Source organism: Pontibacillus sp. HN14, from assembly GCF_021129245.1.
Classification (GTDB): domain Bacteria; phylum Bacillota; class Bacilli; order Bacillales; family BH030062; genus Pontibacillus.
This window is the reverse complement of the sequence record NZ_JAJOLR010000007.1, coordinates 202,304-213,333: the sequence shown is the minus strand read 5'-3', so window position 1 is coordinate 213,333 and position 11,030 is coordinate 202,304. Positions and strand designations below refer to the sequence as shown.

Here is an 11,030-nt window from a genome sequence, read left to right as displayed (position 1 = left end):
GCTTTTCGGTGGGAGTAAATCTTCCCATAAATGATCCCCCTATTTTTGTCCTAAGATAGGGGGGCACTTCACACGCTCTCTGCGGGGTCTCCCCTAGCTCCTTACCCCGCGGGAGTCTCGCAGTCCCCGAGCAAGCCCTAAGAATAAGTGGATGAACGGACCCGCGTCTTATATGGGGAGAATCTATTTCCCCCAAATGTCACGTTTTCGTTCACCATAATATTGCTAAGGTGGGACTGGAAACTGCGAGACTCCCGTGGGCAGAAGAGCCTAGGTGAGACCCCGGAGGCCGGCCTGCCGGCTGAGGAGGCTCACCAGCTCCCCACAGGAAAGCGAGTAGTTTCCAGTCCCACCTTACACCCCATTAAGCTAACGGAAACATTCCCTACACTTATATTCTTCATTATTCTAACAATTCTTTATCTTTTAAAAAACCCATCCCCCTTTTCATAACAGATCATATATTCATGAAAAAACGCTTAGAGTGCTTGACTCTAAGCGTTTGAATCGGACGTATTTACTTTCTAATCCATGGAAAGTCTGTTCCGAATTTGTTAGCAAATTCTTTAGATACACTACGGCGTGCTTTACGTTGAGTGGCACGGTCTGCGGCTCCGTCGTGTAACCATTTTTCCTGTTCTGTTTCAGGATAAACCGGAGGAACTTTAGATGGGTTATTATTTTCATCAACGGCAACCATCGTTAAGAAGGATGTCGCACATACTTTTCGTTCTCCAGAAAGAAGTTCTTCCTTAACAGCTTTTACGAACACTTCCATTGATGTATTCTTTGTCCAAGTGACAAAAGCTTCTAGACAGATCGCATCCCCTGCGTTTACAGGGTATAAGAAGTCAACAGAGTCTGTAGAAGCGGTAACGACGTTACAACGGGCGTGACGGGTAGCAGCGATGGCTGCGACGTCATCGATGTAAGCCATTAACTGACCACCAAACAGTGTTCCGTGGTTGTTCGTATCTGTAGGTAAAACGTGAGAGTTCTTAACAACTAGTGATTCAATACAAGGTTTTTTATCCATATCGACTGCCTCCTCTATATCTCCATTCATAGTATACCAACAATATTTCGTTCTATGTTTACCTGTTTGAAAAGGGAAAGAAGATAACTTATATGGGAACGTTCCCTTACCGGTCCTCTCTCACACTTCTTTTTCATGATAAAGCGGTTCCATTTAGAAACAGAGGTGAAGCGAGGAGACAAAACCAACAAAAAAACGCTTAGAGTGATCTTCTAAGCGTTCCCCTTTAATTTAAGTACATTTAATCAAGTGGTTTTGTATCATAGCTTGATCCCGTCCAGTCGGTGAGGTCGGATATGGTTTGCCATAGTTTTGGGTAAAACTCATACTTCACACCGCGCTCAAGAGCTTGAGCCGGAATGCCTTTCAAGCTTTGAGTATTTAATCCAATCATACGTTTTACGAGTTGGATATGCGAATGTCTGAAAGATTGAAAGTTCTCATCAAAACGGATGAGCGCTTGTAAAAGTTCAAATAAAGCGCGATGTTGCTCAGGGTCCTTGTGAACATCAAGCGGCGTAAGGCCTCTTGTCTTCAGTAACTGCTCGCAAGGTGCCCATAGCGTGGGACCTAATCGTAACACTTCATTAAAGCCAGGCGAGTCCTGGCCGCTTCCCTGCCCTAATGCGAGTCGGATGGTATGATAATCTTTCGGGCTAATCACTTTCACCATGTCGAACACATTAGGAAGGTGATCTAAGTGCATATTGACTCGTCTTAGCTGATCTGTTGCTTCTTCAACTTCGTTTTGTTTCATGTGAGCATCGGCCAGGTGGATATATTGAATCATCAATTTGAAATGAAGTTCCGCTATCTGGTGAATCATTTGAAAGGTCAATTCATCCTGACACGCTAAATCCTCTTCTGATTTTTGGAGCGATAACAACTCTTCTGTGCGAATGTATTTCTCATAATCCGTTACGACTTTCCCCTTTGAACCACTCATGCTTTATCCCCTTTCTCCCTTAAACATGCTGATTTCAACTAGCCGATTAGGCAATGACACCTCTTTTATTCTCATACTTTTCATAAAGCTTTTGTTCCATTATATCCTCAAGAATTTGAATCGTTTCCCACACTTCTACATAAGACGTGTAAAAGGCGATCGGAGCCAAACGAATAACATTTGGAGAGCGGAAGTCTGGGATGACACCTTTATCTTTTAACGCTTTACATATACGGGCGGCTTCTTTATGTTCCAGGCAAACATGGCCGCCACGTCGTTCATCTTCCATAGGGTTACCGATTGTAAACTCATATCCCTCTAGTTTGGATTGGAGTAAATCCATCATGTACTTCGTGCTGGTCAGTGACTTTTCACGAATCTGTTCAATTCCTGCTTCATGGAAAAGTTCAAGGGATCCAATAAGGGGCGCTACACTTAACAAATGAGGCGTGCCGATTTGGAAAGCCCCTGCTGTCTGTGCAGGTTCGAAGCTATGATTCATATCAAACTGTTTCTCTTTGTCAGACCCAAACCAACCGCTTAGCCCCGGCTTCTGCCCTAAATGGCGTTCGTGTACGAATAGCCCCCCCACACCTCCTGGACCACTGTTTACATATTTGTAGTGGCACCAATAGGCAAAATCTACGTCCCATTCATGGAAATGATGAGGAACAACCCCAACAGAATGACATCCATCAAAACCAATAAGAATGCCCCTTTTATGAGCCTCGTCTGTCAGGCGCTTAATATCAAGAAGTTGGCCACTTCGGTAAAGGACGGTTGGGAGTACGATCAGAGCAACATCCTCGGTCATCGCTTCTATGATATCCTCTTCTTTAATCTCACGGCCATCCCGGCTTGTGACTTGAATGAAGTGATCCTCGGGATTGTAGCCCTTCAACTCAAGCTGACTTTTAAGAGCGTAAATATCTGAAGGAAAATTCAGCTCATCCGCTAAGATCTTGGTACGATTACCCTTTGGTTGGTAAAACGTAGACGCAAGTTGGTGCAAGTTCACAGTGGTTGAGCCGGTCACGATCACTTCATCATCTTCCCCACCTATTAACCCGGCTACTTGTTCTCCTAGTTGTTCAGAAAGGTAATACCACGGATGTTCTCCCTTGCTCCAGCCATCAATCCCTAACTGCTTCCAGGAATCCAGTATTCGAAAGACAGATTTCTCAGCACGCTTTGATAATAGACCAAGCGAATTTCCATCCATATAAAGCGTACCTTCCTGTATGTAAAATTCGTTACGAAAATGCGATAACGGATCCTGCCGATCTAACTCTTCAGCATATTCCTTCGAAGTATCCATGTAACCCTCTCCCTTTCTCGTATATGTTAAGCCTAATCGATTTATGAAAACGCTGTCAATTAATGATCTATCCTTATTCTATCTGTATGGAAGGCAACTTTATTTTGAGCGTAAAGTGGTTTTGTTTATAAGTAAAATCAAGGTGTCCATGCCTTTTCTGAACAATGGATTGAATCGATGTAGCACCGTATCCTCGTTCTCCTGTCTCGGCTTTCGTGGTTGTTGCCGGAATATGATAAAGCCGATCGAGTACCCAATTTGGAACGGGGAGTGTGTCATTTCGAATGGTGAGGATATAGAACGCACTTTTCTTTTGTAATTTAGCGATTACCTGCCCTTCCTCCCCAACTGATTCCTGAAACTGCTGCGCTGCTTCTAAAGCATTTGATAAAGCATTCCCTAGTAGTACAACGATCTCTTCTTGAGGAAGAGGTAGCTTTGAAGCAGGCACTTCAAATTCATACCTGAGCTGAATCTTCCTATCTTTCGCCTCACGATGATAGGAATGCAATACGCCAGCTACAGCACTCTTTTCGCCAGATACGGATGTACTGAGCTGTTCAAACTCCCCGACAAGGTCCTCCATATACTGAATCGCTTCTTGATGGTGCCCTTGTTCTAACATGTACTGCAAACTGCTCAAATGCTTTACATAGTCATGGCGTTCCCGCCTTAAATCCAGAAGCACCTGATCGGTTTGCTTAATGGTTGTTTCCCTTGTTCCGAGCCTATCTTCCCAAGTTAGATGGTTGCTCTTCCATTTATAACGACCATACTCTAAGAGGGAAACACACCCTAAAACGATGATCGGCTCTAACCACGATAACGGGAAGAGATACACGAGGAGCAATAGGAATGACACCACGTTTAACGCCCATAACCCTTCAGGCTCTTTTATATGAAGATATCGTTGAAACCAGCGGGGCTTTTGATAGGAGACAAATAGGATCAGGGCCATGATTATAAACGGGGAAATCCAGACCGCATAAATGTGTTGAAGGGCTACGGCTATATGAACCATCCCTAAACTAAAAGCAATGAGGCTGTTCTTAGACCTTTTCACTTAACTCACAACCTAAAAATAATAATTTTGTATATAATCTAACTGATCTTTCGTGATCATGGCTTTCTCATTTGTTCCATCAAATGCTACGGTGTACGAATTCTTGGCATACAACGAGAAGTTGGTCACGTAATGGATGTTGATGATAAACGACCGGTGGGAACGAATGAAATCACGTTCTCTGAGTTCACCTTCTAAGTCCCCAAGTGTTTGATAGGTTTGAACGGTTTGAGTCTTCGTATAGATCGTCGAAGAACGCCCTGTCCGTTCAATAAATATAATCTCTTTTTTTGGTAAAATATGAATCTCAGACTTTTGTTTGATGAAGAGGCGACCCTTCATTTCAGTCGATCGCGTCTTTTGGATATAACGCTCTAAAGACTGCACTAAACGTTCTTTCCTATACGGCTTCATAATATAGTCATGTACGTTTAACTCGAACGCATGGACAGCATAGACGCTATTCGCCGTTACGAAGATCACATCAATATCTAAAGCATGCGTGTGGATTAGGTCTGCTAATTCATACCCTGACAATTCGGGCATTTCTATATCAGCTATAAGCAGGTCAATCGTTTCTTTCTTCACTTGGCGGTAGGCTTCCTCTGCTGATGTAACGGCAAACACAATTTCTGTCCCTTCCACCTGCTTCGTAATACTGTGCATTTTCTCTAAATCGATAGCCCGATCATCTACTATGCCGATTCTTATCATGTCGATGGTCTCCTTTAAGAAAATAACAACTTAATTGTAACATCTTCCCATACCCCATAGAACGTTTCACGACCGAAAAAGGCATTTTCACGACATGATGACAGAAATACTCTTTTTCATCGCTTATGATAAATCTAACAAACCGAAACAAGGAGGATCATTGATGATTGAAATACATGATGTAACGAAGAAATTTAAAACAAAAAAAGTGAGTGTTACCGCCTTAAACCACGTGTCTTTTACTGTTCCTGCCGGTAAAGTCGTGGGATTACTAGGGGAGAACGGAGCAGGTAAAACAACGTTACTGCGTTGCATCGCTACGCTACTCACACCTACAGAGGGCACAATTACCGTTGATGGGTTCAACGCGGCGACGAATCCAAATGAGGTGAAGCGAAGAATCGGCGTACTATTTGGTGGTGAAACAGGACTATATAACAGACTGACGGCCCGCGAAAATCTCACCTACTTCGCTAATTTATACGGACTATCCAAGCATGAAGCAAAAGTTGCCATTGAGGAACTGGCTGTGAAATTTGGAATGCGCGAATATTTAGATCGTCGCGTAGGCGAATTCTCAAAAGGGATGCGCCAAAAGGTCGCTATATCAAGGACCCTTATCCATGACCCGGACATCATCCTCCTTGATGAGCCGACTACTGGTCTTGATATCACGTCTTCCAATGTATTCAGACAAATGATCCTCCAGCTCAAACACCAGGGCAAAACCATTCTTTTTTCGAGTCACATTATGGAAGAAGTTCAAGCGCTTTGCGATTCTGTCGCTATGATTCATAAAGGGCAACTGGTCTACAAAGGGAATCTTAACGCTCTATACCATGAAGAAGATACACAAGACCTTAATTTTATCTTTATGTCTAAATTAGCACGAGGTGAAACAGCATGATTTGGAATATGTATGTGAAGGAAATGAAAGATGTATTCAGGGATCGACGCACGCTACTTATGATCGTCTTTCTTCCTCTTATTCTACTGAGCGGGCTTGTATTCTTTTACGAAAGCTTAATGAACGATGATAAGAGTGAAACGTATACCGTAGCCATCCCTTCTGAACTAAGCGAAGAGGGAAAAGCATTCTTTAGCGATATGCCCACGATTGAACTAGACGTATTCGATGATCCAAAAGGCATCGTGGACGAAGGGGAAGCAAGTGTCGCTCTCCTGACGGAACCAGACTTTTTCGAATCCCTTGGAGAAAAGGAAATGGCCGAGGTCACATTATACGGGGACTCAATGAGCCAGGATGCTTCCTATGTAATGAATATGATTGAATCAACATTTTCCATAGCAGAACAGGAGATTGTGAACGAACGATTAGCTGCAAACAATGTAGATGAAACCATTTTAGAAGCTTTTCAGGTAAAACGTGTAGAGCCGAGCTACAATGACGCGAACGGAAGCTCCCTTGCATTAATCTCCATGCTCCTGCCTATGGCCTTCTCCATTGCCATTGTATCTGGAGCAAGCTCAGCAGCTATGGATCTATTTGCTGGGGAAAAAGAGAGAAAGACAATGGAATCTTTATTGATGACTCCAGTGGACAGAAGTAAAATCCTCATTTCTAAGTGGCTCACCATCTCCACCATTGGAGCCTTGACCGGCATTCTCGCTGTGATTCTGATTGTGATTGAAACGATCTTCTTTACTGAGAAAATGAAGGCCGCGTTCTCCATTAATGAAGGCATGGCTTTAGTCATCGTGACTACTTTGGCCATGACCGTTCTGTTCGCTCTATTTATCGCTGCCCTTCTCATGGTCATCAGCATCATTGCCAAAAGCATCAAAGAATCCCAAAGCTACATCGCCCCCGTATCGATGTTATCCATCGTACCCATGTTCTTTATCACGAGCATGGGGGTAAAAGAATTTACGGTTGTGGATTTTATCTTACCGTTTATGAACCTGTATGCCATACTAAAACAACTCCTATACGGCATCACTGACATCACAAACATCGCCCTAACCCTAGGAAGCACGGCGGTTTATGTGCTAATCCTATTCGCCATTGCGAGGGTTTTATTTATGAAGGACCGATGGGTGTTATAAGAAAAGCGGAGGGGGCTTGCCAGGGGCGTACGGATAAGCAAGCTACTGGAAGTCTGTGTAGCAGACTGGAAGTAGATTGCTTATCTCGCTAGCCCCTAGCCCCCGGAGCTGGATCTAGCCAAGAAAAGCGGAGGCGACTGCTTAGGGAAAAGTGGAAGTTCGATTAAAACCGCCGCGTCCTGCGGGCTCTGTTACCTTTTCCAAGATTATTTACCTTAAAAAGTCACAGATCATCCCTATCTGTTACCTTTCCACGCCTCTCCACTACTAAAAGGTCATAGATTCCCATTATCTATGACCTTTCTAGAGTTTAGCGCCGTTGAAAAGGCACAGATGGGGCTTTTCTATTCCCTTTTAGACCTTTTTGGAGGGTAAAAGGGAATAGATGAACAGTGATATTGGAGGATTAGACTTTATCAAATCTTCTTTACCCTTACAGACTACATCAAGTAAAAAACACGCATTGATTCCCCAAACGGAAATCAACGCGTGTTTTTTATTGTTTCGATTCTTCTATAATGGTCGACAACTCTTCCCAACGTTCCATCGCTTGTTCGAGTTGTTCTTCTAATTGCTGCATTTCATCCATTAATTCTTGCGCACGAACGGCATCACTGCCTGTTGCAGTAATTTCAGATTGAACTTCTTCATAACGAAGCTCTAACTGTTCAATCCGGTCCTCAATGGTATTCCATTCTTGTTGTTCATGATAGGAAAGCTTCCGGCGTTTTTGGCGCTTATGAGGAGAAGCTTTCTTTTCTTCTTTTGCCTTCTGGCGTTCCGCCGCTAATGCTTCGCCTTCTTCTTCTTTACGAACTTCAAGGTATTCCGTGTAATTCCCTTGGAATCTTCGAATACGGCTGTCTTCAAATGCGATCAAATGATCGACTACTCGATCTAGGAAATAACGATCGTGAGAAACCGTGATGACGACGCCAGGGAAGGCATCCAAGTATTCCTCAAGGATCGTCAACGTTTGCGTATCCAGATCATTTGTTGGCTCATCGAGCAGTAATACATTTGGTTCTTGCATTAAAACTCGCAGTAAATAAAGACGGCGACGTTCGCCACCTGAAAGCTTCGAAATATACGTCCATTGCATATAACGAGGGAACATAAATCGTTCAAGCATCTGCTCTGCGGTAATCGTATCTCCTTCAATCGTGTGGACGACTTCCGCCTCTTCTTTAATGTATTCGACGACACGGAGTGTTTCATCCATTTCTTGATGGTCCTGTGTGTAGTAGCCGACTTTAACGGTTTGACCAGTAGAAATCTCGCCCTCATCTGGCTCAATCTTTCCTGCAATCATATTAAGGAGTGTCGTCTTCCCGCTTCCGTTCGGCCCAATAATACCAAGGCGCTCACCTGGCACAACAAGATAATTGAAATCATCAACAACCGTTTGACCTTCATAAGACTTTGTGACGCCTTCAAGTTCAAATACGTCATTGCCTAATCGGGTTGATCCAATTGCGATATCCACTTCTCCATCTGATTTGTCCACTTTTTGATCGCGAAGTGCTTCAGCGCGGTCTTTTCGGGCTTTTTGCTTCGTGCCTCGTGCTTTCGGACCTCGTCGTAACCACTCGAGTTCTCGACGGAGCGTGTTCTGGCGCTTTTGCTCATTCGCTCTTTCAAGCTCTTCACGTTCTGCTTTTTTCTCTAAGAACACTTCATAGTTCCCGTCATAAATGTAGAGGTTTCCTTTATCCAATTCGTAAATACGATTTGTGACACGATTTAAGAAGTAACGGTCGTGCGTTACAACTAAAAGGGAGCCTTTATATTGGCTCAGGAAGCTTTCCATCCATTCAATTGTTTCATTATCAAGGTGGTTAGTCGGCTCATCTAAAATAAGCAGATCAGCTGGCTGAATCAATGCTTTTGCGATGGCGACACGCTTCTTCTGACCACCAGATAAAGATCGAACAGGATGATCGAAATTCCGAATGCCCAATTTGGTTAAGATCGTTTTCGCAACAGTGTTCGCTTCCCATGCGTCATGTTCATCCATTTTCTGCTGAGCTTGATAGAGGCGTTCTTGTTTCTTTTCATTCGTAGGATCTTCTTCGAGTACGCGCAATGCTTGTTCATACTGGCGCATCGTTTTCATGATCGTCGAATCGCCGTAATAGATCTGTTCAAGCACAGATAAGTCTGCTTCTAACTGAGGTTCCTGGGGCAAATACTCGATGTGGAAGTCATTCGCATGATCCATCGTCCCTTTTTCCGCGGAATCAACGCCTGCTAATACTTTCAGAAGTGTTGATTTCCCCGTACCGTTCACCCCGATTAATCCAATACGCTCTCGTTCTGCTATGGTAAAGGAAATCTCGTTAAAGAGTTCTTTCTCGCCGTACGTTTTATATAAATTTTCTACTGATAAAATACTCATATGTAGCCCTTCCTTTATCTAGACGTTTCCGGTTTAGTAGATCTTTTTGACGCGGCCTACTTGTCCATCTTCAAGCCTTACCTTAATGCCATGAGGATGAGAACTGGATTTCGTTAATAGATCCTTCACAATGCCGTGTGTCAATTTACCCGTTCTTTGGTCTTGTTTAAGTACAATATCTACTTCTTTACCTGGCTGAATATCTTTTCGATTCTGTCCGTTCATTTTTTCGCAACTCCCATATCTTTGTAGTATGTCTCATTATAAAGGATTTTGTGAATAAAAAACACAAGGAGAGGTCACGATCCACCTCCTGAGCACTTTTCTTTTGATCTCCACACCCCACGTGGTATAACTATATCCACGGTCATAGACCGATACTCGCATAAATTCATGAGAGACGTTTAAACTAAGTTGCATTGACTTCAAGGAGGTTCATACAATGAGTAACAAAAAAGTATTAATGGTCGTAACCAACCATACAAAAATCACAGATGATCATAAAACAGGCCTATGGCTTGAAGAATATGCGGTTCCCTATAACGCATTCAAAGAAGCTGGATATGATGTAAAAGTTACAAGCATCCAGGGCGGAGAGGTTCCTCTTGACCCGAACAGTATTCCAGAAGAAGAAGTAAAAGAGTGGGCAGAAGCACAAGAGCAGCTTAAAGATACCGCACAATTATCAAAAGAAGATGCGAATGGCTTTATTGGAATCTTCCTTCCAGGTGGTCATGGAACGATGTTTGACTTCCCGGAAAGTGAGACTCTACAATATGTCCTTCAGCAACATGCTGAAAAAGGAAATGTAATTGGGTCTGTTTGTCACGGTCCAAGTGGTCTTGTAAACGCAACGTATGAAAATGGCCAACCGATTGTTAAGGGTAAAAAAGTTACTGGTTTCACCGATTCTGAAGAAATCGGCATGAATCTAGATCAGCATATGCCTTTCATGCTTGAAACAGAATTACGAAACAAAGGCGCTAATTTCTCTAAAGGAGAAGACTGGTCTGTCCACGCCGTACGTGATGGCAACCTAATTACTGGTCAAAACCCGATGTCTAGCGAGAGCGCGGCAGTGAAAATGGTTGAAGCGTTAAACGAAAAATAAATGCAAGTAAAAAAGGAGCGCAGTCTGTTTTTGTACAGACTGCGCTTTTTTCATACTTTATAGTTCTTTTACTTTATAAACGTCACGCGTTGCTACTAAATCCGCTGTGTTTTCCCGATAGGTTTTGTAATGATCGGATTCAATATGGTGATTCAATGCATCCATGTTTTCGTACTGCTCGTGTAACACGATTGTCTCATCTTCAATGGATTTGTGCAGGTCATACTGCAAACAACCCTCTTCTTGTCTTGAAGACTGCTGAGCCTTTCTTAGCTCTTGTACCAACTGTTCTTCAGCTCCCTTTACAGGTGTGAAGATCGCTGTAATTGAAATCTTGTCCATTCTCATCACTCGCTTTCTGTTCTAACCTGCCCTAA

General features: G+C 43.2%; 11 protein-coding genes. 3 read left to right on the top strand and 8 right to left on the bottom strand.

Annotation, left to right across the window (positions count from 1 at the left end):
- Positions 1-517: 517 nt before the first annotated feature.
- The 5 genes from LQ226_RS18640 to LQ226_RS18620 all read right to left on the bottom strand — a co-directional run bounded on the left by LQ226_RS18640 (position 518) and on the right by LQ226_RS18620 (position 5,077).
- Positions 518-1,036, bottom strand: a complete 519-nt coding sequence (locus tag LQ226_RS18640) for an acyl-CoA thioesterase (RefSeq protein WP_231419552.1) — start codon at positions 1,034-1,036, stop codon at positions 518-520.
- Positions 1,037-1,277: 241 nt separating this feature from the next.
- A complete protein-coding gene (locus LQ226_RS18635) occupies positions 1,278-1,982 on the bottom strand; it encodes a tryptophan 2,3-dioxygenase family protein (protein ID WP_231419551.1) in 705 nt (234 codons plus the stop codon).
- Positions 1,983-2,028: 46 nt separating this feature from the next.
- A complete protein-coding gene (gene kynU / locus LQ226_RS18630; protein WP_231419550.1) occupies positions 2,029-3,300 on the bottom strand; it encodes a kynureninase in 1,272 nt (423 codons plus the stop codon).
- Positions 3,301-3,373: 73 nt separating this feature from the next.
- On the bottom strand, positions 3,374-4,363 hold the full coding sequence (locus LQ226_RS21230) for a sensor histidine kinase (RefSeq protein WP_231419549.1): 990 nt from the start codon (positions 4,361-4,363) through the stop codon (positions 3,374-3,376).
- A 12-nt stretch (positions 4,364-4,375) separates the two neighbouring features.
- Positions 4,376-5,077, bottom strand: a complete 702-nt coding sequence (locus LQ226_RS18620) for a LytR/AlgR family response regulator transcription factor (RefSeq protein ID WP_231419548.1) — start codon at positions 5,075-5,077, stop codon at positions 4,376-4,378.
- 163 nt (positions 5,078-5,240) lie between these two features.
- Between LQ226_RS18620 and LQ226_RS18615 the strand changes: the two genes are divergently transcribed.
- Together LQ226_RS18615 and LQ226_RS18610 are read left to right on the top strand one after the other, a co-directional pair.
- The gene (locus tag LQ226_RS18615; protein WP_231419547.1) at positions 5,241-5,984 is read left to right on the top strand and encodes an ABC transporter ATP-binding protein; all 744 of its coding nucleotides are present in this window, start codon (positions 5,241-5,243) and stop codon (positions 5,982-5,984) included.
- A complete protein-coding gene (locus LQ226_RS18610; RefSeq protein WP_231419546.1) occupies positions 5,981-7,144 on the top strand; it encodes an ABC transporter permease in 1,164 nt (387 codons plus the stop codon). Before LQ226_RS18615 ends, LQ226_RS18610 begins: the two co-directional genes overlap by 4 nt.
- A gap of 496 nt (positions 7,145-7,640) precedes the next feature.
- Here LQ226_RS18610 and LQ226_RS18605 read toward each other — a convergent pair whose 3' ends face one another.
- Both LQ226_RS18605 and LQ226_RS18600 read right to left on the bottom strand, forming a co-directional pair.
- Positions 7,641-9,542, bottom strand: a complete 1,902-nt coding sequence (locus LQ226_RS18605) for an ABC-F family ATP-binding cassette domain-containing protein (protein ID WP_231419545.1) — start codon at positions 9,540-9,542, stop codon at positions 7,641-7,643.
- Between the two features lie 33 nt (positions 9,543-9,575).
- Positions 9,576-9,767: a YwbE family protein gene (locus LQ226_RS18600; RefSeq protein ID WP_231419544.1), complete on the bottom strand. Its 192-nt coding sequence runs from the start codon at positions 9,765-9,767 to the stop codon at positions 9,576-9,578.
- A 217-nt stretch (positions 9,768-9,984) separates the two neighbouring features.
- On the opposite strand from LQ226_RS18600, the gene LQ226_RS18595 reads away from it, so the two are divergent.
- Positions 9,985-10,653, top strand: a complete 669-nt coding sequence (locus LQ226_RS18595; protein WP_231419543.1) for a type 1 glutamine amidotransferase domain-containing protein — start codon at positions 9,985-9,987, stop codon at positions 10,651-10,653.
- A gap of 57 nt (positions 10,654-10,710) precedes the next feature.
- Here the strand turns inward: LQ226_RS18595 and LQ226_RS18590 are convergent, their stop codons facing one another.
- Positions 10,711-10,995, bottom strand: coding sequence for a putative quinol monooxygenase (locus LQ226_RS18590; RefSeq protein ID WP_231419542.1), 285 nt, complete (start codon positions 10,993-10,995; stop codon positions 10,711-10,713).
- Positions 10,996-11,030 lie beyond the last annotated feature (35 nt).